A 23,650-nucleotide genomic window follows, 5' to 3' on the forward strand; every position below is an offset into this window, starting at 1 on the left:
CGGCGTCTGGCCACCTCCCGCGGCGCACGGCCCGGCCGCCCGTCAGAGCACCGGCGCGCGACGCGACCGGCCCAGCCGCAGCCGGCCCCGGAGCTTGTCCACCAGCGGATACTTCTCCCGCTGCTCACGCGACTGCCGGTCCAGCTCCTCCACCAGCCGCTGGGAGCGCTTCTCCACGTCCAGCTCGTCCAGGATGCGGTCGATCTCGGCCAGCAGCGCACCGTGCAGCTGCCACTGCCGCGGATGCTCCTGCACCTCGTCGAGCAGCAGATGCGCCACCGTCTCGCGGCTCTCCCGGCTGGCGGCCAGCTCCTTGACCAGCTGGTCCTCCGCCTTGTCCGCGTTCGCACTGACCTGCGTCGTGATCAGCACGGCGAAGCTGTCCACCGCCCGGGCCATGTGCCGGAACAACTCGCTCAAGGAAGTGCCGATCCGGGCGGAGAACAGCGACTCCTCGGTCCGGGCCTTGGCGAGGTCGGTCAGCGTGCGGCAGACCGTGCGCAGCACCACCGCGGAGATCTCCAGGGTGTCCAGACCGGTCCGCAGCACCACCCGGGAGAGCAGCCCCTCCTTGACCCGTGGATTGAGCCGCAGACTGTCCTCGGCCTGCCGTAGCGACGCGTCCACCTGCACGATGTCGTGGTCCAGCCGCCGCGCCTCGTGCAGCCGGGCCGCGGCCTCCGCGACCGGCGTATGACCGACCACCTCGTCGCTGAGGCTCAGCAGCAGCACCCGCATCCGGCCAGCCAGCCCCTCGATCGCCTGGCTGGCCGGCTGCACCAGCACCGGCGGCACGAACAGCACGTTGAACAGCAGCCCGACCACCGCCCCGATCAGCGTCTCCAGCACCCGGTCCCAGGCCGTCGCCGCCACCCGTGTCGTCGTCACCCCGAGCACCAGCATCGCGCTGATCGCCACCTCGGGGACGAACTCGCCGGCCTTCACGAACCGGCCGATCACCAGCGACGCCAGGATGATCAGCCCCAGGCTCCACCAGGTCAGACCCACCAGCGAGCTGAAACCGATGGCGATGACCACCCCGACCACCACCGAGTTCACCCGGCGCATGCTGGTGGTGAGCGTCGTGTAGAGGGTGACCTGGACGACGAGCAGGGCCGTCAGGGGTGCGGTCAGCGGCGCCGGTTCGCTGCTGACCATCAGCGCGACGACGTACGAGATCACGGCGGCGATGGTCGAGCGCAGCGTCTGCGCGACGACGGGCTCGCTGTGCCGCCGGACGAGATCCAACAGCGGATCGGTTACTTCACGCACTCTTCTCCCCCTTCCCGCTTTCCGCACCAAGAGCAACATGCGCGGCCGCCCTACCCGCATTCGGACCCCTGCGGTCGTCCGGCCGGCCGTCGCCACGGATGATCGTCCCGAGCGGACGGACCGGCCCGGTCAGGCAACGGCGGCGCACGGGAGTGGTGCGATGAGCGGCGACGGCGGGGATCAGCACGGGCCTCCGTGTTCCGCGCGTGACGGCGACGGCAGCCGCACCGACGCACCCGGCGGCCTGGTCCGGCGGCACTTCCTCGGGGCCGCGGCGGCCGGCGCCGCCGGTCTCGCCCTCGCCACGGCCACCGGCTGCGACGCCCCCTCCGGCAAGACCCCCGGCCTCGCCCACGGCACCGGCCCCGACGACCTCGCCGCGGAACGGGCCCGGGCCGGCAGCCCCGACTGGCGGCTGCGCGCACCCGGCCCGCCCGAGGCCGTCGAGGGCTACACCGACCAGGTCAGCGTCCGGCCGGGCGAGGAATTCGGCCTGTACGTCTCCACCACCGCACCCGGATTCCGGGTCTCGGCCTACCGCGTCGGCTGGTACGGCGGCGCCCAGGCTCGGCTCGTCTGGCGCTCGCCGCGGGTCACCGGCCACCGCCAGCGCCGCCCGCGGCTGCTGCCCGGCACCCGCACCGTCCGCGCGGACTGGCAGCGCACCCTCGCGGTCCGCACCACCGGCTGGCCACCGGGCGCGTACCTGCTCCGGCTCGACGCGGACCACGGGCACCAGCGGTACGTCCCGCTCGTCGTCCGCTCCGCGACCGCCGCCGGCCGGACCGTGCTGATGCACGCCGTGACGACCTGGCAGGCGTACAACCGCTGGGGCGGCCACAACCTCTACGCGGGCGAGGACGGCGCCTACCGGACGCGGTCGCTGGCGGTCAGCTTCGACCGGCCCTACGACGCGAACGGCGCCGAGAAGTTCCTGGTCCACGAGCGCGCCCTGGTCGTCCTCGCCGAACGGCTCGGCCTGCCGCTCGCCTACACCACGTCCGTGGACGTGCACCGCTCCCCGGCGGCGCTGCGGGGCGCCACCGCCGTCCTCTCGCTCGGCCACGACGAGTACTGGACCCCGCAGCAGCGTGAGCACGTCACCCGGGCCCGCGACACCGGCGCCAACCTGGCCTTCCTCGGCGCCAACGCCTGCTTCCGCCGGGTCCGGCTGGACCCCGGCCCCTCCGGCGCCCTGCGCACCGTGACCTGCTACAAGACCGCCTACCGGGACGACCCGTCCTTCGCGGAGCGCCGCGAGCCGCCCACCCACGACTTCCGCCTGCCGCCCGCCGCCGACCCCGAGTCGTCCCTGACCGGCGTCCTCTACGAGGGCTACCCCACCGACGCCCCGTACGTCGTCCACCAACCGGACCACTGGCTCTTCGCGGGCACCGGAGCCGGCCGCGGGGCGTCCTTCGACCACCTCGTCGGGGTGGAGTACGACCGGGTCACCCCCGAGGCGCCCACCCCGGAACGGCTGGAGATCATCGCCCACTCACCGCTGGTCTGCGCCGGCCGAGGCAGTCACGCGGACTCCGCGTACTACACCGTCGCGAGCGGCGCCGGGGTCTACGCCACCGGCACCATGCGCTGGGTCGAGGCGCTGATGGCCGGTACCGGTGACGACGGTCGCGACCACGGGATGGACGCCCGGACCAGGGCGTTCGTCACCCGCACCACCGAGAACCTGCTCCGCGCCTTCGCCGCGGGGCCGGCCGCGAAGAACCGGCCCGCACCGCGGAACAACGTGGCCGCCGTGTACGGCACCTGACGAACCGGCGCGCGCCGGACCCGGTCAGTCCTCGGCGCGCTGGGTGACCGGAGCCTCGGTGCGGTCGCCGAGGAACTCGTACCACCGGCGCTGCAGACAGACGTAGCGGGCGTCGGCCTCGACCAGGGTGAGGAAGGCCGTGACGGTCTCGGCGAGCCGCTGCTGCAGCCCGGCGTCCGCCAACTCCCCGCCCTCGGTGAAGCCTTGGTGGGCGGCGGCGAGACTGAACATGTCCGGGTAGACCCGGGTTCCCAGGTGCTCCAGCGGCACCCGCAGCGCCCACAGCCCCCGGTTGCCGCCGACCAGCGAGGGGGAGGCGGAGACCAGCAGCGCGTGCTTGGTCTTGAACGGCTGCGGCCGGACCCGCGAGACCCAGTCGATCGCGTTCTTCACCACCCCGGGCACGGAGGCGTTGTACTCCGGCGAGGCGATGACGAAGGCGTCGGACCGCTCGATCCGGTCCCGCAGCGCCAGCGCGCCGGCCGGCAGTCCCTCCGCGGCCTCCAGGTCCCCGTCGTACAGCGGCATGTCGAAGTCCCGCAGCCCCGCGAGGTCGACCGTGGCGCCCGACCCCGTCATCATCCGGGCCACGAGCGCGGCCAGCCGGCCGTTGGCCGACGCGGCCCGCAGCGAAGCACCGAGGACCAGTACGCGCAGCGGACCGGGGTGGGCGTCGGCGGGCAGGGCCATGGCTCATGTCCTTTCCTTATCCGGGTCCGGTCGCCCGGTGCGGGGGCAGCGTATCCGCGGCGCGCCCGGAAGCCCGGCACCCACCGGACCCGCCGCGCCACGGGTGCTGCCTACGAGGAGTCGCGGGCCCGCCGCCGGGCGATCCGACGCCGCTCGGCGCGCCGCTCCTCCTCGTCCATACCGCCCCAGATCCCGTTGTCCTGGCCGGAGGCGATCGCCCAGTCCCGGCACTCGGCGATCACCGGGCACTGCCGGCAGACCGCCTTGGCCTCCTGGATCTGCAGCAGCGAGGGGCCGGTGCTGCCGACCGGGAAGAAGAGTTCCGGGTCCTCGTCCCGGCACCGGGCGCGATGGCGCCAGTCCATGGGTACCTCCGTTCCGCGCCACGGAGCGCGGTCGATGTCCACTGTGGGGGCGGGCCGCACACCGGCCGGCAACTTCCGCACCGGGGCGCCCCGTTGTCGTCGGGTGCCCCGTCCCGCCCCGGCAATGCGCCGGAACTCAGCGGACCGCCCAGCCCCGGTCACGCAGCGCGTCGGTGAGCGGACGCGCCACATCCGGAGCCACCCACAGCTCGACCGCGCCGTCCGTCGCGTCCGGGACCGCCGGGGCGTCCGGCAGCACCATGCCTTCGAGGTCCACCCGGGCCTCGGCCACATCGCCGAGCAGCCGCTCCAGCTGCCGCTGCGGACCGCCGACGGCTATCGAGAGCACGCGGTGCCGGCCCGCGCCCGCCGGGCCGTGCGGAGCGGCGATCCGCGCCCGCCCCGCGCTGCCCCGCCGCAGCACCCCGGTCAGCTCCGCCAGGGCTGCGGGGTGCTGCTCGGGGACGTCCTCGGTCAGCCTGGCGAGCGCCCGGGCCGCCGCCGTCAGGTCCCGGCCGAGCTCGGCCAGCAACGGGCCCAGGGCGGCCGCGTTCGCCGCGAGGATGTCGGTCCACAGCCCGGGGTCGCCGGCCGCGGTCCGGGTGACGTCCCGCATGCCGCGGCCGGCCAGCCGCACCGCGTACTCCTCGCCGTCCACCAGCCGGGCGGCGGTGAGACTCGCCATCAGGTGCGGCAGATGGGACACCAGCGCCACCGCCCGGTCGTGGTCGGCCGGCGGCAGCAGGACCGGCACCGCGCCGCACAACGACACCAGCTCCAGCACGCGGTTGAGCGCGCTCTCCCGGGACTCCGGGGTCGGGGTGAGGATCCAGTGGCGGTCCTGGAAGAGATCGGCGCGGGCCGTCAGCGGACCGGAGCGCTCCCCTCCGGCCATCGGATGCCCGCCCACCAGAGCGGTGGTGTCGCAGCCGAGGGCCAGGCACTCGGCGTGCACCAGCGCCTTGACGCTGGACACGTCCGTGTAGACCTGGGCAAGTTCGGCCTTCTGGTGGTCCGCGACGGTCCGGGCGACCTCCGACGGGGGCACCGCGATGACCGCGACGTCCGCCGGGGCCGGCGGGGGACCGGCGACACCGGCCCCGAGTGCGACGGCGATCCGCACGCTGTCCGGATCGCGGTCGATCAAGTAAGTGGTCACTCCCCGGCCGGTCAGTGCCAGGGCGATGGACGTACCGATGAGACCCGTGCCGACGACGCAAGCGGTATGCAAGAGAACGCTCCTGGGCCGTGAAGAGGGAAGGCGGACGTCACCGGGCCCGCCCGATGGGGGAACGGGCGGGCCCGGTGGGTCCTGGGGGAGGTACTACCGGTCGGCCGGTGCCTGGGTCCGGGCCGCCGGTTCGGGCTCCTCGGCCGGCCGGCCGAGCAGCTTCCGCACCAGCGCCGGATTGGTCAGCATCACCGCGTTGCCGATCAGGATCAGGGCGACACCCATCAGGTCCCGCACCGTCCAGTGGAAACTCTCGAACACCGTGGACAACAACAGCGCCACGATCGGGAAGAGCACCATGGCGTACGCGGCGCGCTCACCGCCGATCCGGCCGAGCAGCGTGAGGTACGCGCCGAAGCCGACCACGGAGCCGAAGACGGCCAGATAGACCAGCGAACCGGTGTACTTCAAGGACGGGTCGAAGGCCGCCCCGCCACCGAAGACCAGCGCGAACGGGGCCGTGAGCAGCGCCCCGTAGGCCATCGCGAAGCCGGTGCCCTGCACCACCGGAATGCCCGCGGCCTGGGTCTTGCCGGAGACGACGTTGCCCAGACAGAAGACCAGCGTGCCGAGGGCGGAGAGCACGATGCCCTGGCCCGACCCGGAGGACAGCCCGAAGTTCTGGAACTCCGGCCAGAACACGGTGACGATCCCCAGCAGTCCGATCGCCCCGCCCACCAGCATCTTCGGGGTGATCGTCCGCCGGAAGAAGAGGCGGGCGAAGACCATGTTCACCAGCAGCGACATCGCGAAGATGATCGAGACGAGGCCGGTGGTCAGATGCTGTTCGGCGAAGTAGAAGCAGACGAAGTTGGTGGAGAACATCAGCCCGCCCATCAGGACGAACTGCCCGTGCACCCGCAGGGGATAGCGCAGCGGCAGCCCGCGCAGCCGGGCCCAGGCCAGCAGGATCACCGCGGCCAGCGCGAACCGGTAGGCGACCGACACCGTGGGGTGCACATCGCCCAGCTGGCCCTTGATGGCCAGCCAGGTCGAGCCCCAGATCAGCACCGTCACCACATAGAGAACGGCGTTCACAGGCAGCTCCGTTCCAGCAGACCCACCAGCCGGCGGGCGCCCTCGGCGACCTGTTGGGGCGTCAGATAACTGAGCGAGAGCCGGATCTGGCACCGGCCCCCCTCACTGTCCGGGTAGAAGTAGTTCATCGGTGTCCAGATCACTCCGTGCTCGCGGGCGGACTCTTCCAGCAGCGCATTGTCCGCCGGCACGGGAAGGGTGAGGGTCAGGAAGAACCCGCCGTCCGGCACGTTCCAGCCAATGCCGGCCGCCTCCCGCCGCTCACGCGGCAGCATCCGCTCCAGGCTCTCCAGCAGGACCGCCAGGTTCTCCTGGTAGAAGTCGGCGGCCGGCTTGTTGGCCTCGCGCAGCCGGAAGTCATGGGTGAGCAGCATCCCCCCGATGACCGCCTGGCTGAGCGCCGGGGTGTTCACCGTCACCATGCCCTTGATCTTGGACAGTTCGTCCGCCAGCAGGGTGCGGCGGCCGTCCGCCGCCTCGACCTCCTGGTCGGCGACGACGTAACCGACCCGGGCGCCGGGGAAACAGGTCTTGGCGAACGAACCGAGGTAGATCACCCGCCCCCGCTCGTCCAGCGCCTTGAGCGTGGGCAGCCCGGTGCCGGTCCGGGTGAAGAACCCGTAGGGGTTGTCCTCCAGGAGGAGCAGGTCCTCCTCCTCGGCCAGCTCCAGCAGCCGTCGGCGGGCCTCGACCGGCATACAGGTCCCGGTCGGATTGGCGAAGTCCGGAACGACGTAGAACGCCCGCGGGCGCTTCCCGGCCGCCCGCAGCTCGGCGACCGTACGGCGCAGCACCTCCGGGTCCATCCCGTTCTCGCCCTCGGGGACGTGCGCGACGGACAGGTCCAGCAACCGGGCCGCCCCCGTGATCCCGACGTAGCACGGGGACGGCACCAGCAGCACGTCCGACGGCTCGGCGAACAGCGCCCGCAGGACCAGGAACATGCCCTCCTGGCACCCCACGGTCACCACCAGCGACTCCGGCGCCGCCTCGATGCCCTCGTCGTTGCGCAGCGCCCGGGCCACCAGTTCGTGGATCTGCCCGTTGGTGCGCCCGTACTGGAACAGCAGCGTGCGCACCTCGTCCGGGGTGCGGCCCAGATCCGTCACCAGGTGGCGCTGGTAGGCCGCGAGGTACTCGCCGATCCGCTCGACCTCGAAGAGCCCTTCGTACGGGCGCCCCGGGCCGAAGGAGATCGCCTCCGGATAGCGGGAGGTGACCTCGTTGAGGAAATTCATCACCTCCATCAGGGGGTCGCCGAGCGAGCCGTGCAGCTCGCCGGCAGGAAGTACGGTGGCGGTGGAGCCATCGGTCACCGGGGGTCCTCCCAGAGGACGGGGCAGAAGTCGGGGTCGGTGTAGTCGGGGTTGCCGTGCGCGTCCTGACGGACCAGCACATCATTGTTGTAGACCACGAGGTCGCCGGAGGACAGCTGGTAGGGCCGCCACTGGTTGGTGCGGTCCTGGAGGTGCAGCGAGATGGCGCGCCGCGGACGGTCGCTGACGTTGTACCCGCTGCCGTGGTAGGTGCGGCAGTGGTGGAAGCTGATGTGGCCCTTGGGGATGTTGACCGGGACCTTGACCACCTCGGCGTTGTTGAACGCGGCGTTCTCCGCGAGCATGTCCTCCAGCTCCGACCGGTCGCGCTCGGCGAAGTGCCGGCTGGTGGTGTCGTCCCCGCCGATCTCCTTCCAGCGGTGGCTGCCGTCCACCATCGTGATGGTGCCCATCTCCTCGTCACAGTCGTGGAAGGGGATGAACGCGGTCAGCATCTCGTCGGAGGAGCACGTCTGCCAGTAGTGCCGGTCGAAGTGCCAGGGCACGATGTTGCGCTCGTCGTCCGCGCGCGGCGGCTTGTGGATGAGGGTGCTGTTCCACAGGCGTATCTGGCTGGTCTCCGCTATCCGGGCGGCGACCGCGGCGATGAGCGGCTTGGCCAGAATGCTCCGGATGGTGTCGTCCTCGTAGAAGATGTAGTCGTTGTGCCGGTGGACATCGCCCTTCTCCGGCTCCCAGTACGCCAGCCGCGGCGGCCGCTTCGGCAGGGTGCGGTCCCGGTGGCCGCCGTAGAAGCGGTCGGCGGCGGCATTGAGCGTGTCGACCTCTTCGTCGGTCAGCAGCTTCTTCGACAGATACCAGCCGTGCTCCTGGTAGAACTGCACCTCGTCATCGGTCGGCAGTAGCGCCTCTTCGGCGGCGGTCAGCGGGCGCGGGGTGTCCTTCAGAGTCATGCCATATCCCTGTCGTTGGTGAGGAGGGGCTGGGAAGGGTGGTCGGGGGAGAGGTGGGGCAGGTCGGCGGAGGGGGCCGCCGCGGCGGGGGAGAGGTGCAGCAGGTCCGGGCCGATCGCGTCGAGGACGGGGCGGCCGGTCAGGGCCATCGCCTCCTCCAACTCGGCGCGGAGGGTGGCCAGTACCCGTTCGGCGCCGGCCGCCCCGTCGACGGCCAGGCCCCACAGGACCGGGCGGCCGATCAGCACGCCACGGGCCCCCAGCGCCAGCGCCTTGAGCACGTCGGTGCCGCGCCGGATGCCGCCGTCGACCAGCACCTCACAGGTGTCCGGTACGGCCGCCACGACCTCCGGCAGGGCGTCCAGCGCCGCGATCGCACCGTCCAGCTGCCGGCCGCCGTGGGTGGAGACGATCAGGCCCTCGACGCCCAACTCGGCCGCCTGCCGCGCGTCCTGCCCGGTCAGTACGCCCTTGAGCACCAGCGGCAGGCTGGTCAGCGAGCGCAGCCAGGCCAGGTCCTGCCAGGTGAACGCGGCGTCGTGGTGCCGCGCGGCATGCTCGGCCAGGGTGGAGCTGCCGGCCCGGCTGCCGTGCAGCCCGCCGGCCTGACCGTCGTCGAGGTTCACCGGCCGGATGTGCGACGGAAGGCTGAAACCGTTCCGCAGATCGCGCTCCCGGCGCGCCATCCGGGGCGCGTCGACGGTGATCACCAGCGCCCGGTAGCCGGCCGCCTCGGCCCGGCGCACCAGCGACTCGGTGACCTTACGTTCGCGCAGTACGTACAGCTGCAGCCAGAGCGGGCCGGACGCCGCCCGGGCGGTCTCCTCGATGGTCCGGCTGGCGAAGGTGCTGGTGACGGTGAGCGCACCGACCGCACCGGCCGCCCGCACGGTCGCCGTCTCGCCCTCCGCGTCGACCAGGCGGTGGTACGCCATCGGCGCGACACCGACGGGGAAGGACACCGGGGCGCCGAGCAGCGTGGTGCCCGGCTCGCAGTGGGAGACGTCGACCAGGGTCCGCGGGCGCAGCCGGTAGCGGTCGTACGCCGCCCGCTCGCCGCGCAGCGTCACCTCGTCCCCGCTGCCGCCGGCGATGAAGTCCCACACCGCCCGGTCCAGTCGGGCGCGGGCCGCCGCCTCGTAGTCCTCCGGCGACAGCAGCACCTCCGCGGCGTCGGTCCCGGGTGTCCGGCCGGCCCGCGCGGTCATACGCCGGCCTTCGCGGGCGCGCCGGCGGGGACCGCGTCGCCGCGCGGATCGTCGGCGTCGTCGGTGCGGGACCGCTCGCGCTCCACGGCCTCGTACAGCGCCTTGATGTTGCCGCTGCCGAAGGTCCGGGCGTCGAGCCGCTGGATCAGCTCGAAGAAGACCGTGCGGCGGGCGTAAGGGGACCGGGTGAAGACCTGGACCAGCTGTCCCCACTCGTCCCGGTCGGCGAGCAGACCGAGGTCCTGCAGCACCGCCGGGTCGATGCCCACCTCGATGCCGCGCTCGGCGAGCGAGGCGTAGTAGCCGGCCGGGGTGGAGAGCAACTCCACGCCGGAGAGCCTGAGTTCACGGGCGGCGTGCACGATGTCGTCGGTGCCGTAGGCGACGTGCTGGACGCCCGGGCCGTCGAATCCGTCGAGGAAGTCGTTGAGCTGTCCCCGGCCGCCGACCGGGTCGGGCTCGACCATGGTGAAGGTGATGCCCCTGGTCTCGTCCTGGACGACCTTCGAGGCCATCGCCTGGCCGCCGACGACGATGTACTCGTCGTAGGTGTGCTTCAGGCCCAGCGCCCGCTGGTAGAAGTCGACCATGGTGTCCAGCGATCCGGCCCGCAGGCAGAGGGCCAGGTGGTCGACCGAGCGGAGCAGGGCGGGGCCGGAGGCTTCGGCGCCCTCCGCCACCGGACGGTACCGGCCCGGCAGGAAGTGGGCCGCCGCCTCGTCGTCCCCGTCGCGCTGGACGAAGCTGTGGACCAGGTCGTTGGTGGCGGCGACGGTGGCGCGGACCACCCGCACCCCGTCGTCCTCGAACGTCTCCGGTCCGGCCACCGGCTCGGCCCCGGCGGCCAGCGCCTGCTCGAAGTCCGCGGCGGCATCGGTCGACCGCAGGGCCACGTCCCGTACGCCGTCGCCGTGCCGGTGGACGAAGCGGGCGGCCCGGTGGTCCGCGTGCAGGGCGGAGGTCAGCACCAGGCGGACGCCGCCGTGGGCCAGGACCAGCGACCGGGCGCCGGCGAGCCCGGTGAGCGGCCCCGCTTCGGCCACCACCCGGAAGCCGTAGGTCCCGCAGTAGTAGTGGGAAGCCTGGTTGACGTCCCCCACATAGAACTCAACGTGATCGATGGAGTGGGCGGTCACAGTGATCCAATCTGTTGCTCGGGAGGTGGGAGCGGCCGCAGCCGCGCACCGCGGCGCGGCGCCGCGAGCGTGCGGCGGCGGAGCAGGGGGGTAGGGGTGTAGGGGGCCGGAGCGGACTACCGGAGGTGACCGGAGGCCTCGGCAAGTGCGCGGAACACAGCGGCGGTCGAGGTGGCGCCGGGGTCCTGGTGGCCGATGCTGCGCAGCCCCAGATACGCCGCCCGGCCCTTCCTGGCCTGCAGCGGAACGGTGTCCCGCATCCCGGCCTCGGCGGCCTCGGCGGCGGCCTGCGCCGCCGTGGCGAATGCGGTGCCGGACTCCGCGGCGGCCCGGAAGGCGTCGACCGCGGGCGCGTATGCGTCGATCATGGTCTTGTCGCCCGGCACGGCCGCGCCCAACTGCTGGATCTTCGCCAGCCCCGCGGCGAGCCCGGTCGCGAACCGGTGTGCGTCGACCTCGGGGGAGGAGCCGAGCGCCTCGCCGAGGGCCCGGAACGCGCCGCCGAACAGTGGTCCGGACGCGCCTCCGACGACCGAGACCAGACAGTTGCCGGCCCGGACGAGGACCTCGCCGGGCGCGTCGCTGCCGTCCGGCGGAGCGACGACTGTGGACGGGACGAGCCCGGAGCGGGCCAGGCCGGCCTGTACCGCGCCGAACCCCCGGGCCATGTTCGCCCCGTGGTCACCGTCGCCGATGGCGGAGTCCAGACGGGTGAGCAGGTCCCGGTCCCGGAGCATGGCCGAGGCGGTGTGCCGCATCCAGCCGAGGGCGAGCGCCGCGTCCACCGCTACTCCTCCGGTTGTGCCGATCGTCCTGCACCGGCCCGTTCGTACCGTCCGGCTCGTCCGGTGGCCGCCGGCATGAGCGTCCGAGCCGCCCGGTCGCCGCGGCGGGGTCCTCGTCGACGCGCGGTACCCCGGCCCCGGCTCCGGCGTCACCGGCCCGGACAGCACTAAGTTGTCGATCTTCTCCGCAGGTTTCCGCATGGCAGGCGCTCCTTCGTTCCCCCGGTGCCCGCAACCTTGAGGGCGAGTCGGATAACTCACGCTTTACCGAAAGCTGTTCGGCATTGCCGAATGGCCATAGGAAGCAAAACCCAGCGACCCCGACCCCGTCAAGGGCTTCGGCGCATTGGCAACGCAGGCAACACAATCGCCGGGCAAGTGCGCCCTGCGCACGGCGCGTTGATGAACCCGCGATGAAACCGCGCGGTCCTCCCGGCTGGTCAACCGGCCGCGCGCAGCCCCGCGTTGCGTGGCGCGCCGAGATCCCGCGACAGGCTGCGGGCGACCTCGCGGACCGCGATCGCACACTCCTGGCGAGCGGTTTCGGCCAACAATCGCTCGATCGGTCCCACCAGGCCGAGCGCGCCCACCACCTCGCCGCTGCGGTCGAACACCGGCGCCGCGATACCCCCGTCGCCGAGCGTCAACTCGCCCTCCTCCAGGGCGTATCCGGTCTCCCGGGCCCGGTCCAGCTGGGTCGCCAGCCAGCCCGGGTCGTCGATGCTGGCCCCGGTGACCCGGGCCAGCTCGCCCGCGAGCAGTTCACCGCGCCGCTCGGCCGGCAGGAACGCCGCGATCGCCTTCCCGATGGCGCAGGCGTTCCAGGGCAGGCTGGCCCCGGTTTCCAGCACCTGAACCGACCCGCCGGGCCGGAACGCATGGTGGATGACCAGAACCTGACTCCCCGTCAAAATGCCTACCCAGACGGCCGCGCCGACCTGGTTGGCCAGCAGATCGGCCCAGGTCACCGCGCGGGTGCGGAGCTCGTGCGAGTCCAGATAGGCGTTGCCCAGGGTCACCAGGCCGGGGCCCAGCCGGTATTTGCCGGTCTCCCGGTCCTGGACGACCATGCCCTCCGATTCCAGGGTGCGCAGCAGGGCGTGGACGGTCGGCTTCGCCACCCCGATACGGTCGGCCAGCTCGGTGACGCCCAGGCGCGGCGTCGCCGTGGCGAGCTCCCGGAGGACGTGGATCGCCCTGTGCACAGCCTGGACCATCGATCAACTCCTGTTCGGTATTGCTGAACGGCGTTCCGGCCAGTAGGGTCCTCGTTCATGACACCGCTGGTTGGCATCGTACTTGTGTCGCACCGTGCGGAGATCGCCTTCGGCGTACGGACCCTCATCGCGCAGATGGCCGGCCCCGAAGTCGTCGTCGCCCCGGCCGGCGGCACCGATGACGGCCGTACGGGCACGAGTTACCCGCGGATCCTGCGCGCGCTGCGCACCGCCGCCACCGGCGGAGCGGGCGCGGTGGTCCTGCCCGACCTGGGCAGTTCGGTGCTCGCCACCCGGCTCGTGCTGACCGACCACCCCGGCATCCACGCCGTCCTGGCCGACGCGCCCTTCCTCGAAGGAGCCGTGGCGGCCGCCGTCACCTCGGCGAGCGGCGCCGCCCTCCCCACCGTCCTCAAAGCGGCCGAAGAGGCCCGCCACGCCTCCAAGTTCTGACCGGATCCGATCGGTCGAGGCTCAGCCCCGGAAGCCGCGGACGAGGAGTTCGGTGTTGCGGTCCGCCGGCCGGCCCGCCATCTCCTCGTGCACCCCGCCCGCCATCCTGGCGGCCAGCCCCGGGGCGTTGTAGGACAGCTCGCGGTACAGGGACGCGAGGCCGACCGCGGACAGATCGTCGAGGTCCGTCCGGTGCGGTGCCGCGGACTCGATGAGGGTGGTGAACAGCGAGACCGTGCCGTCGTGGTTGTCGACCAGTTCCAGCAGCCGGGCGTGCTGCGGATAGTCCACGTGCGAGGCGGTGTTGACCTCCCAGAAGGACCGGGCCGGCGTCGGGTGGGGATGCGGAGTGATGCGGTTGACATGGCTGTGCCCGTTGATCCACGCCACCACGTTCGGGAACCGGTTCAGCAGCGCGATGACCTCGGCGCCGTCGTGCCGCGGCGCGTCCGTACGGGCCGCGTCCGGGCGCCGGGTCATGCTCGGACTGTGGTGGTGGCTGAAAACCAGTACGTGGGCGTCGGTCGCGCCCGGGTTGCGCACCGCGCGGCCGTCCGCGTCGTAGTAACGGGAACTGTGCGCCGCCAACGTCCGCTCCAGCCACCGCAGTTGCTCGGTGTCCAGGGACCCTTCGAAGTGGCCGCTGCGATACGTGGTGTCGAGGCTGATGCCGAGCACGTTCTCCGCCACGGGGAACGTGTAGTACATGCGCTCACCGTCGAGGTGGTTCTCGCTGTAGCCGTGCCCGGCCGGCCCCGCGCCGGCGTGGGCCGGATCCAGATGCGCGCGCAGATACGCCTCGGGAGTCACCATCCGCCGCCGCTCATCGGCGACCACACTGCGCGCCCCGGCGGAATTACGGCGCAGAATCTCCTTGAGCACCGTGCTCTTGGGGTCGTCACCGGTGTTGAGCACCTGGGCCAGCGCCGCCACATCGGCGTCCGGGACGGAGAAGATCTTTCGGCCCCCGATGAGGTAGTCGCACAGCCAGGGATCGGCCGGATTCAGGCACCCGCCCGGCAGGTCGTCGTGGTTCCCGGGCGTCGAATACCAGGGAATGCGCAGCCCGGGGCTGGTCACCGGGCGTATCGCGGCATCGAGGAATCCGGGGATCTCCGGAAGCCCGCGCCGCTTGTCCTGGTCGCGCAGACCGGCGTCCGGATGCCAGTAGAGCGGGAGCCCGGAATTCTGGACGCCCTCGTACGAGGTCGGGGCCCCGGTATTCGGCGTGATACGGCCCCCGCTCATCAGCGTGAGGAACCACTCCAGCTCGATCATCTCGTGATTGTCGATGTTGTCGCCGGTGGACATCGCGAAGGCCGGCGCCCGCCCGGTGTGCGGTCCGCCGCGGATCGCATTGACCTGTTCCACCAGCGAGACCGCACCGGTCACCGACAGCGCCTCCTGCACCCGCCAGGACCCCGGTGATCCGGCGCGCAGGAATTCGGTCCGCAGCGGGCTCTGGACGTCGGCCACGTGGAGATCGGTGAGCTGGACGAAACAGGCCAGCGGGGTCCGCCGGTCCTGCCGCCGGGGCCCGGCCGCGGCCAGTTCGTCCCGTACGACCAGGGGCCAGCCGGGCCCGGAGGTCAGCCGCCGGTAGCCGTTGGTGCCGGTGAGTCGGGCGGTGGTCTCCAGGGTCGTGACGCCGTACGGCGCCGGTCGCCCGGGCCGGGCCGACGACGGCGCCGTACCCGTCCGCGCGGGTGCGGGGTCCGCGGCGGCGCTGCTCCGGCGCTGGCCGGGCAGTGCCCATGCGGCGCCGGCCCCGGCGACGGCGGCACCGGAGGAGAAAAGGAATCGACGACGGTTGGTGGGGGTGTGCAAACCGGCCATGGGGCCCTCCGTAGACGGCGGCCGGAATGGCGGGCCACCGCGGTGTCACCAAACGGAACCTCTCGTTCCGAAGAGTGCGCGGTATGCGTGGCCGGAAGTTGAACGGGCCCGGAACGCGGACCACCGATCGCCCGTCGATTCGGAGACGCAAAAATACCCCGCGACGAATTGACGTCCGGGGTATTTCTCTGCGTATATTGAGGGCTTCTGTGTCTTGGTTGCGCAAGAACACTACCCAACGTTCCAGAGCAAACTTTACTTGAGCGGAGTCGAATTGTCAAACGAGGAATTGCGGCAGGAGCAGGAATTCATCGACCTGCTCTACGAGCGCCTCGCAGAAATGCGGGCCGAAGCCGAGACCGAGGTACGAAAGGCCCTGGCGCTCGCGGGGAACAATGCCCAGGCGCGGCTGGAGCGCGATGTCGCGGTGGCCGAGCAGTCCGGCGTACTGGCCGCCGTCGACGCCGGGGAGTCCGGGCTGTGCTTCGGCCGGCTGGTCTTCCGTGACGGCCGCGACCACCACATCGGCCGGATCGGCATCCGCCGCGACGACGCCGACCGCACCCCGCTCGTCCTGGACTGGCGGGCCGAGGTCGCCCGCCCCTTCTACCTCGCGACCGGCCACACCCCGATGGGCCTGCGCCGCCGACGCCACATCAGCACCGAGGGCCGCCGGGTGACCGCACTGCACGACGAGATCCTCGACCTCGCCGACACCGTCCGCACCGGGCACGAGGGCACCGACGCGGACGCCGTGCTGCTCGCCGCGCTGGACAGCGCGCGCACCGGCCGGATGCACGAGATCGTGCAGACCATCCAGGCCGACCAGGACCGCATCATCCGCGCCCCGCACCACGGCGTCCTCGTCGTCGAGGGCGGCCCCGGCACCGGCAAGACCGTCGTCGCCCTGCACCGCGCGGCCTATCTGCTCTACGCCCACCGGGAACAACTCGCCCGCCGCGCCGTGCTGATCGTCGGCCCCAACCCCGCCTTCCTCAGCTACATCGGCGAGGTGCTGCCCGCGCTCGGCGAGACCGGGGTGCTGCTGGCCTCGCCCGCGGAACTCTTCCCGGGCGTGACCGCGACCGGAACCGATGCGCCCCGGGCCGCCGAGGTCAAGGGCGGCGCGGCCATGGCCGAGGCGCTCGCGCGGTTCGTCCGCGACCGGCAGGCCCTGCCCGACCCGGAGATCGTCATCGAGCACGACGACGGCGAACTGCGGCTGGACGCACAGATGGCGGCGGAGGCGCGGCACCGGGCCCGCGAGACCCGGCTGCCGCACAACCTCGCCCGCCCGCACTTCGCGTTCCGCATCATCGACGCACTGACCGCCCAACTGACCGACCGGCTGGGCGCCGACCCCTACGGCGGCCCGAACCTGCTCGGCGCCGACGACATCGCCCAGCTCGGCAAGGCCATCGCCACCAGCCCCGAAGTGCACCGGGCCATCGCCGAGTTGTGGCCGGAGCTGACGCCGGAGCAACTCGTCGCGGACTTCCTCGCCGAGCCCGTCCACCTCCCGGAGGCGGACGCCGAGGCGATCCGGCGGACCGGCGGGGAGTGGACGCCCGCGGACATCCCGCTGCTCGACGAGGCGGCCGAACTCCTCGGCGAGGACGACTCGGCGGCCCGCGCCGCCGCCGAGGCCGAGCGCCTGGAACAGATCGCCTACGCACAGGGCGTGCTCGACCTCTCCTACGGCTCCCGCACCCAGGAGTTCGAGGACCGCGACGACGAGGATTCCGAGGTGCTCGCCGCGCACGACCTGGTCGACGCGGAACTGCTCGCCGAGCGGCACGAGGAGGCCGACCACCGCAGCGCCGCCGAACGCGCCGCGGCCGACCGCACCTGGGCCTTCGGCCACATCATCGTCGACGAGGCACAGGAACTCTCCGCGATGGCCTGGCGGTTGCTGATGCGCCGCTGCCCGACCCGCTCGATGACCCTGGTCGGCGACCCGGCCCAGACCGCGGAACCGGGCGGCTGCGGCGCCTGGGAGACGATCCTCGCCCCGTACGTCGACGACCGCTGGCAGCACACCCGGCTCGGCGTCAACTACCGCACCCCGACCGAGATCATGGAGGTCGCGGCGCAGGTCCCGCGGTCCCTGGACCCGGACTTCGCACCGCCCCGCTCGATCCGTTCCACCGGCGTACGGCCCTGGGCGCAGCGCACCGACGACCTGGCGGGCGCGGTGGCCGAGGCGGTCGCACGGGAGAGCCGGGAGGTCGGCCGGCTCGCCGTGATCGCCCCGCGCTCCCGCCACGCGGAACTGCTGCCGCTGCTCCCGTCCGCGTCGGCCGGCCCGTCCCCGGATCTGACCAGCCCGGTGGTGCTGATCGACCCGCGGCAGGCGAAGGGGCTGGAGTTCGACACCGTTCTCGTGGTGGAGCCGCAGGAACTGGGGGCCAGCGATCTGTATGTCGCGCTCACCCGGGCGACCCAGCGGCTGGGGGTGCTCCACACCGGGCCCCTGCCGGCCGGGCTCGCGGCGGCGCCGCTGGTGGAGACCGTCCCGGCCGACCGGTGACGCCCGGCGCGGACGGTGTGGAACGGGGGGAGCGGCGGCGGCCTGCCCGCGCCGGTCCACCGTCCCACGCCGTTCCCGCGCGCCGGTAACTCCCCGTCAGGCCCGCGGACCACGGCATGAACGCCGCCACCTCCGGCCAGGCACTCTCCGCCCCTCGCGCACCGGCCGGCGAGCGGGCCGTTAGCGGTCACGGTCCCGTTCCGCGGAGGGGAAGTCTCGGCATGCCCGGACCGCTCGGGAAGCATCCGCACCATGCCCCGCGGACGAGGCGTCCGCACCACGCCCCGCGGACGAGGCGTCCGCACCACGCCCTGGCCCTCGTGCTCGCCGCCGCGGTCGTCGCCCTGCCGGCCGGCCCGGCCGGACTCGCCGCGCCGGGCGCCGCTGCCGCCGGGACCGCGCCGGGACCCGCCGCCGAGCGCCCGCCCGCCGCCTCCGTACGGCAGGCCGTCCACCAGGTCGTCCAGCTGGTGAACGGGGAACGGGCGGCCCACGGGTGTCCGCCGGTTCGGTGGCACGCGGCGCTGCGGCGGTTGGCGCAGCGGCACTCGGACGACATGGCCGCCCGCCGGTTCTTCGGCCACACCGATCCGGACGGTGCCGATCCGGGAGCCCGGATCTCCGCGGCCGGCTACTCCTGGTCCGCGTACGGCGAGAACGTCGCGAGGGGCCGGTCCACCCCGGCCGCCGTCATGACGGACTGGATGAACAGCCCCGGCCACCGCCGCAGCATCCTCCGCTGCGACCTGAAGGACATCGGCGTCGGCATCCGGGAGGGCACCGGCGGGCCGTGGTGGACGCAGGACTTCGCCGCCCGCTGAGGTTGAGCGCGGTACGGAGATCGGCGGTCCGGTCCAGCGAGGCGGTGATCCGGACGTCCAGCAGCCGGGCACCGCGGGTGAACACCTTGGTCGCGAGGGCGGTGTTGAGTCGCTCGGCGGCGGCCGCGGACAGGGTGACCGGGGCCTTGAGGCGCAGCACCCGGGTCCTGGTGTTCAGTGCGGACCTGAGGTCGGCGCGCGGGAAACTGCCCAGCCCGATCCGGGTGCCGCGGCCGGTGCCGGCGCTGAGCGTGCCCTGGCCGAGGTCGGCGGTGAAGCCGGTGAGCCGGAGGGTCCGGTGGGCCTTGGCGTGGACGAGGGCCACTCCGGCGGCGCCGAACCGCAGTTCGCCGCCGGCCTTGCCGCCGCTGTTGGTGACCGCACCACCCGAGAGGCGCAGGCTCAACGTGCGGCTGCCGTCGCGGGTGAGGTGCGGGCCGGACTTGCCCTTGGCACCGAGGGCCTTGGGGACCACGCCGTGTGCGGCGAGCCGGGCCAACAGGGCGGACGGGACACGGAGGCGGGCGGTGCCCCGCACGACGGGAACCTCGGTGCTGCCGGCGGGCCGCACGGCGGCGGTCCGGGCCCGGGGCGGGGGCGCGGCGCCCGGCGGAGGAGCGGCGCCGGTGAGTGCGGTCGTCGTGAGCGCGAGAGCTGCGGCGGTGGCGAGACGGCGAGCGTGCATGCGGGACCTCGCTATGTCGGTGATGTACCGATCTGCCACTCTATGTTCCGATCGGACGGCAGTCGTGACCGGATGCCGCCGTGCGGCTGACGGCCGGTCAGTGGCGGCCGGCCGGAAGGGCCGCGGCGTCCTCGACCGCGGTGGCGGCGGCCGCGGTGAATTCCGGGTCCGCTCCAGGAACCGGATCGCGACCGCGGTCAGGAGATGCGGTCCGGCGAAGATCCACTCGGCCGCAAGTCTTCTCGCATTTTGTGCGAAATCAAGTTTGCTCTGCTAAAAAAGAGCGCACATCCTCGACCCGTCAGGGAGCCGTGCCCGCCATGACCGCCACGCCCGCGAAGCCCGCGATCCCCGCCACCATGCGCGCCGCCGTCCTGCACGGCCCCGAGCAGCTGAAGCTCGAAGAGCGCCCCGTCCCCACCCCCGGCCCGGAGGAGCTCCTGGTCCGCGTCGAAGCGGTCGGCACCTGCGGTTCCGACGTGCACTACTACCGGCACGGCCGGATCGGCGACTTCGTCGTACGGGAACCCCTCGTGCTCGGCCACGAGGCGGCCGGCACCGTGGTCGCCTGCGGGCCGGGTGTCGACCCGCGGCGGACCGGCCGGCGCGTCGCCGTCGAGCCCGGCACCCCCTGCGGCAGCTGCGGCGAATGCCGGACGGGCCGCTACAACCTCTGCCCCGGCATGCGCTTCCTCGCCACACCCCCGGTCGACGGCGCCTTCTGCGAATACCTCACCGTCCACCAGGACTTCGCCCACGACGTCCCCGACTCCCTGACCCTTGAGGACGCCGCCCTCCTGGAGCCGCTCTCGGTCGCCGTCTGGGCCTGCCGCAAGGCCCGCGTCGCCCCCGGGGACCGGGTGCTGATCACCGGCGCCGGCCCGATCGGCTTGGTCGCCGCCCGGACCGCACACGCCTTCGGCGCCCGGGAGGTGCTCGTCACCGATGTCGTCCCGCACCGCCTGGAACTCGCCCGCGCGGCCGGTGCCACCGCCCTCGACGTCTCCCGCACCCCGCTGCCGGAGGCCGGCTTCACCCCCACCGTGCTGCTGGAGTGCTCCGGCGTCCCCGCGGTGACCGGCGAGGCGATCCGCACCGTCGGCCGGGCCGGCCGGGTCGTGCTCATCGGCATGGGCGGGGACGAGATCCCGCTCCCGCTCGGCCGGGTGCAGAGCCACGAGCTCGAACTCACCGGCACCTTCCGCTACGCCCATACCTGGCCCACCGCGATCGCGCTGGTGGAGTCGGGTGCGGTCCGGCTCGACTCGCTGGTCTCGCACCGTTACGGTCTTGCCGAGGCCGAGCGCGCACTGACCGTCGCCACCAAGGACGCGACCGCCGTGAAGGCCGTCATCCATCCGCAGCGGTAGGCGCGCCGCTGCCGTTGTGCGACCGGGAAAGGGGCGGCCCCGATGGCTTCCGCACGGTCGTCGCTGGCCGAGGTCGACCGGCGACGACAGGACGTACTGGCCTTCGTCGTCGAACGCGGAGAGGTCCGGATCGACGAACTGGCCAGGCACTTCGGGGTCAGCCTCGCGACCATGCACCGCGACCTGGACCAGCTCGCCGAACGCCGGCTGCTGCGCAAGGAACGCGGCCGGGCCGCACCCTTCCCGACCCTCACCATGGAAACCGCCACCCGCTTCCGCATCGGCGTCCAACGCCCGCTGAAGGAAGCGCTGTGCGCCGCGATCGCCGACGAGATCCGGCCGGGCAGCACCGTCGTCCTCGACGACTCGACCACGCTGTTCCCGCTGGCCGCGCGGATCGCCCGGACCGAGGCGGTCACCGTGGTCACCAACTCCCTCGGTGTGGCCCGGCTGTTCGACGAGACGCCCGGCGCCGAGGTCACCCTGCTCGGCGGCCGCTACCGCGGCGAGTTCGGCTCCTGCGTCGGCCCCGACGTGCTGCGCGGCCTCGGCCGGCTGCGCGCCGACCTCGCGGTGATGTCGGCCGTCTCCGTCCTCGGCGGCCGGCTCTTCCACCCGATCCGCGAGTACGCCGACATCAAGGAGGCCATGCTGGACTGCGCCCAGCGGTCCCTGCTCCTCGTCGACCACACCAAGTTCGGCAAGACCGCCACCCATGCGTACGGCGACGCCGGCCGCTACGACCGCATCGTCACGGACCGCGGCACACCCGCCGCCGAAGTCGCCGCCCTGCGCGACCGCGGGGCGACCGTCGAGGTGGTGGACGCCTGATCCGTTCCCGAGGGGAGCGGAACCGCCGTCACCCGCCGGGGCGGGGACTCTCCCGGGGTGCCGGTTCCCGGCTGCCGGTGCGGGTGGCGCCGATGCCGGCGAGGACGACGCAGACGACCCCGGCCGCCGGGCCCGCACCGGGCAGCTGGCCGAGGGCGACGGCGCCGATGACCAGCGCGATGGCCGGTTCCAGGCTCATCAGGGTGCCGAAGGCGGTGGTGGACAGCCGGCGCAGGGCGAGGAATTCGAGGCTGAACGGGATGACGGGGTGCAACACCGCCAGCGCCAGCCCCGTGAACACCAGCGGCCAGGTCACCGACGCCAGGCCGGACGGTCCGGCGAACAGCGTGGCGACGACGGCGGCCACCGGCATCGAGACCGCCAGGCCGTTCAGACCGGTGACCCGGTCGCCGACGCGCTGGGTCAGCAGGATGTACCCGGCCCAGCAGGCCGCGGCGGCCAGCGCGAGCCCGAGGCCGACCGGGTCGCTCCCACCGTGCCAGGGCTCGGTGAGCAGCACCACCCCCACCGCGGCCAGCGACGCCCAGAGCTTCCGGCCGCCCCTCGCCCCGAACATGGCCACCCCGAGGGGCCCCAGGAATTCCAGTGCGCTGGCCGTTCCCAGCGGGATACGGGCGACCGCGCACATGAACAGCAGCATCAGCCCGGCCGTCACCACGCCCAGCACGAGGCAGGCGAGCAGGTCCCGGCCGGCGAAGTCGGCGCGGCGCGGGCGGACCAGGACCAGCAGGAGCACCCCCGCCCACGTCAGGCGCAGCGCCGTCGTGCCCACCGGCCCGAGCTGATCGAAGAGCTGCACCGACAGCGCGAGGCCCAGCTGGACACAGCTCATCGAGGCGAGGGCCATGAGGACACCGGCGTCGGTCCCGTGGAGGGAGCGGCGCCGGGCGGTTCCGGGGGAGGTCAGGGCAGGTGGCGCGGTCATGGCCGTCAGTAGACGGTCTCGGCATCGTTTCCGTCCACGTGCCGATCATGGACATTCCGTTCGGGAAAGCTGAACAATGGGCGGGTGGAGACGAGGCGACTGGAGCTACTGGCCGAATTGTCCCGGCTCGGGTCGATGCGTGCCGTCGCCGAAACCCTCGGGACGACCACCTCGACGGTCTCGCAGCAGATCGCCGCGCTCGCCCGTGAGACGGACACCACGCTCATCGAGCCCGACGGGCGCCGGGTCCGGCTCACCCCGGCGGGCCGGCGGCTGGCCGAACACGCCGTGACGATCCTCGCCGCGGTCGAGGCGGCCCGGCTCGACCTGGGTCCCGGGGCCGAGCCCCATGGCACCCTCAGGGTCGCCGGATTCGGCACGGCGATCCGTAGGTACCTGCTGCCGATCGTCACCGAGCTCGCGGCGAGCCACCCCCAGGTGCGGATCCTCATCCGCGAGCACGAGCCCGCCGAGGCCCTGCGGGCCCTCGCCGCGGACGAGACGGACCTCGCGCTGACCTACGACTACAACCTCGCACCGGCCACCCTCGACCCGTCCGTCGGCGCCACGCCGCTGTGGACCACGGAATGGGGCTTGGGCGTCCCCGCCGGCACGCAGGTGCCCGACGGCACGGCCCTGGACGTCGTCACGCACTTCCGCGTCGAGAACTGGATCGTCAACTCCCGGAACTCCGCCGACGAGGTGGCCATCCGCACGCTCGCCTCGATGGCGGACTTCATGCCCCGGGTGACCCATCAGGCCGACAGCCTCGACCTGGTGCAGGCGATGATCGCCACGGGGCTGGGCGTCGGGCTGCTGCCCGGGGACCTCGCACCGTTCCCCGGCGTCCGCATCGTCCGGCTCGCGGCCCCGGAGGTCGTCCTGCGCGCCTACGCCGTCGCCCGCCACGGCAGCCGCAACTGGCCCCCGCTGGCGCTGGTGACCGATCTCCTCGCCGGCCGGACCGGTACGGACCCCGGCCCGCCCGGCCGGTAGCCGCCGGGCGGATTCCGTACGGTCGCGTGCCTTCGGGGGAATGCGGGCCCGCGGGCGTTCGGGATCCGCTGCCGGGTGATACCTCCTTTGGGTAGGCACGGGCGCGCGGAGGGCGGTGGCGGCCAGGTGCGGAACCGACCCGGCAGCAAGCGGGGGAGTGCGTCCGCCGCCGCTGGGAGCGGCGGCCGGCGGCGGGGCCGGGCCACGGTCCTGCGGACCGGCGGCGGCCGGCGGGT

20 protein-coding genes and 1 pseudogene are annotated in these 23,650 nt (G+C 73.0%); 7 read left to right on the forward strand and 14 right to left on the reverse strand.

Translation table 11 applies throughout. The features are described from left to right. Positions 1-42: 42 nt before the first annotated feature. On the reverse strand, positions 43-1,272 hold the full coding sequence (locus tag ACFV1J_RS00490; protein ID WP_385854972.1) for an aromatic acid exporter family protein: 1,230 nt from the start codon (positions 1,270-1,272) through the stop codon (positions 43-45). A 160-nt stretch (positions 1,273-1,432) separates the two neighbouring features. Between ACFV1J_RS00490 and ACFV1J_RS00495 the strand changes: the two genes are divergently transcribed. After that, positions 1,433-3,046: a N,N-dimethylformamidase beta subunit family domain-containing protein gene (locus tag ACFV1J_RS00495; protein WP_385854973.1), complete on the forward strand. Its 1,614-nt coding sequence runs from the start codon at positions 1,433-1,435 to the stop codon at positions 3,044-3,046. 24 nt (positions 3,047-3,070) lie between these two features. On the opposite strand, the gene ACFV1J_RS00500 is transcribed toward ACFV1J_RS00495, so the two are convergent. From ACFV1J_RS00500 to ACFV1J_RS00545, 10 genes are all read right to left on the reverse strand, one after another. Beyond that, a complete protein-coding gene (locus ACFV1J_RS00500; RefSeq protein WP_385855413.1) occupies positions 3,071-3,730 on the reverse strand; it encodes an NADPH-dependent FMN reductase in 660 nt (219 codons plus the stop codon). A gap of 116 nt (positions 3,731-3,846) precedes the next feature. After that, complete coding sequence (locus tag ACFV1J_RS00505; protein WP_385854974.1) at positions 3,847-4,101, reverse strand: WhiB family transcriptional regulator; 255 nt, start codon at positions 4,099-4,101, stop codon at positions 3,847-3,849. 136 nt (positions 4,102-4,237) lie between these two features. Continuing rightward, entirely contained in the window at positions 4,238-5,332 is a 1,095-nt protein-coding gene (locus ACFV1J_RS00510; RefSeq protein ID WP_385854975.1) for a prephenate dehydrogenase, read from the reverse strand. 93 nt (positions 5,333-5,425) lie between these two features. Then, positions 5,426-6,370 carry a DMT family transporter gene (locus ACFV1J_RS00515; RefSeq protein WP_385854976.1) on the reverse strand — a complete coding sequence of 315 codons (945 nt, stop codon included), beginning with the start codon at positions 6,368-6,370 and terminating at the stop codon, positions 5,426-5,428. Then, on the reverse strand, positions 6,367-7,617 hold the full coding sequence (locus ACFV1J_RS00520) for a PLP-dependent aminotransferase family protein (RefSeq protein WP_385855414.1): 1,251 nt from the start codon (positions 7,615-7,617) through the stop codon (positions 6,367-6,369). Before ACFV1J_RS00520 ends, ACFV1J_RS00515 begins: the two co-directional genes overlap by 4 nt. 65 nt (positions 7,618-7,682) lie before the next feature. Then, entirely contained in the window at positions 7,683-8,600 is a 918-nt protein-coding gene (locus ACFV1J_RS00525; RefSeq protein ID WP_385854977.1) for a phytanoyl-CoA dioxygenase family protein, read from the reverse strand. Then, positions 8,597-9,808, reverse strand: coding sequence for an alpha-hydroxy acid oxidase (locus ACFV1J_RS00530; RefSeq protein ID WP_385854978.1), 1,212 nt, complete (start codon positions 9,806-9,808; stop codon positions 8,597-8,599). The genes ACFV1J_RS00525 and ACFV1J_RS00530 overlap by 4 nt, the downstream gene beginning before the upstream one ends. Further along, entirely contained in the window at positions 9,805-10,944 is a 1,140-nt protein-coding gene (gene hppD, locus ACFV1J_RS00535; RefSeq protein ID WP_385854979.1) for a 4-hydroxyphenylpyruvate dioxygenase, read from the reverse strand. The genes ACFV1J_RS00530 and hppD overlap by 4 nt, the downstream gene beginning before the upstream one ends. 116 nt (positions 10,945-11,060) lie before the next feature. Continuing rightward, positions 11,061-11,702 carry a dihydroxyacetone kinase subunit DhaL gene (gene dhaL / locus ACFV1J_RS00540; protein ID WP_385855415.1) on the reverse strand — a complete coding sequence of 214 codons (642 nt, stop codon included), beginning with the start codon at positions 11,700-11,702 and terminating at the stop codon, positions 11,061-11,063. Positions 11,703-12,169: 467 nt separating this feature from the next. Further along, complete coding sequence (locus tag ACFV1J_RS00545; RefSeq protein ID WP_385854980.1) at positions 12,170-12,946, reverse strand: IclR family transcriptional regulator; 777 nt, start codon at positions 12,944-12,946, stop codon at positions 12,170-12,172. Between the two features lie 57 nt (positions 12,947-13,003). Between ACFV1J_RS00545 and dhaM the strand changes: the two genes are divergently transcribed. Continuing rightward, positions 13,004-13,399: a dihydroxyacetone kinase phosphoryl donor subunit DhaM gene (dhaM, locus tag ACFV1J_RS00550; protein WP_385854981.1), complete on the forward strand. Its 396-nt coding sequence runs from the start codon at positions 13,004-13,006 to the stop codon at positions 13,397-13,399. A 21-nt stretch (positions 13,400-13,420) separates the two neighbouring features. Here the strand turns inward: dhaM and ACFV1J_RS00555 are convergent, their stop codons facing one another. Then, on the reverse strand, positions 13,421-15,235 hold the full coding sequence (locus tag ACFV1J_RS00555) for a TIGR03767 family metallophosphoesterase (protein ID WP_385854982.1): 1,815 nt from the start codon (positions 15,233-15,235) through the stop codon (positions 13,421-13,423). Between the two features lie 289 nt (positions 15,236-15,524). Here ACFV1J_RS00555 and ACFV1J_RS00560 point away from each other — a divergent pair, with 289 nt between their 5' ends. Continuing rightward, entirely contained in the window at positions 15,525-17,765 is a 2,241-nt protein-coding gene (locus ACFV1J_RS00560; protein WP_385855416.1) for a HelD family protein, read from the forward strand. Positions 17,766-17,986: 221 nt separating this feature from the next. Next, positions 17,987-18,514 (forward strand): annotated as a pseudogene (locus ACFV1J_RS00565) (CAP domain-containing protein); the annotation flags it as partial. Here ACFV1J_RS00565 and ACFV1J_RS00570 read toward each other — a convergent pair. Then, on the reverse strand, positions 18,456-19,271 hold the full coding sequence (locus tag ACFV1J_RS00570) for a hypothetical protein (protein WP_385854983.1): 816 nt from the start codon (positions 19,269-19,271) through the stop codon (positions 18,456-18,458). The pseudogene ACFV1J_RS00565 and the gene ACFV1J_RS00570 overlap by 59 nt on opposite strands. A 320-nt stretch (positions 19,272-19,591) precedes the next feature. Here ACFV1J_RS00570 and ACFV1J_RS00575 point away from each other — a divergent pair, with 320 nt between their 5' ends. Both ACFV1J_RS00575 and ACFV1J_RS00580 read left to right on the forward strand, forming a co-directional pair. After that, a complete protein-coding gene (locus ACFV1J_RS00575) occupies positions 19,592-20,641 on the forward strand; it encodes an NAD(P)-dependent alcohol dehydrogenase (protein WP_385854984.1) in 1,050 nt (349 codons plus the stop codon). 42 nt (positions 20,642-20,683) lie between these two features. Then, entirely contained in the window at positions 20,684-21,472 is a 789-nt protein-coding gene (locus tag ACFV1J_RS00580; protein WP_385854985.1) for a DeoR/GlpR family DNA-binding transcription regulator, read from the forward strand. 28 nt (positions 21,473-21,500) lie between these two features. On the opposite strand, the gene ACFV1J_RS00585 is transcribed toward ACFV1J_RS00580, so the two are convergent. Further along, positions 21,501-22,418, reverse strand: coding sequence for a DMT family transporter (locus ACFV1J_RS00585; protein ID WP_385854986.1), 918 nt, complete (start codon positions 22,416-22,418; stop codon positions 21,501-21,503). A gap of 84 nt (positions 22,419-22,502) precedes the next feature. Here ACFV1J_RS00585 and ACFV1J_RS00590 point away from each other — a divergent pair, with 84 nt between their 5' ends. Beyond that, positions 22,503-23,414 (forward strand): LysR family transcriptional regulator, encoded by a 912-nt coding sequence (locus tag ACFV1J_RS00590; protein WP_385854987.1) that lies wholly within the window; start codon positions 22,503-22,505, stop codon positions 23,412-23,414. Positions 23,415-23,650 lie beyond the last annotated feature (236 nt).

The sequence above is a fragment of the Streptomyces sp. NPDC059649 genome, from assembly GCF_042734445.1.
Taxonomy (GTDB): domain Bacteria; phylum Actinomycetota; class Actinomycetes; order Streptomycetales; family Streptomycetaceae; genus Streptomyces.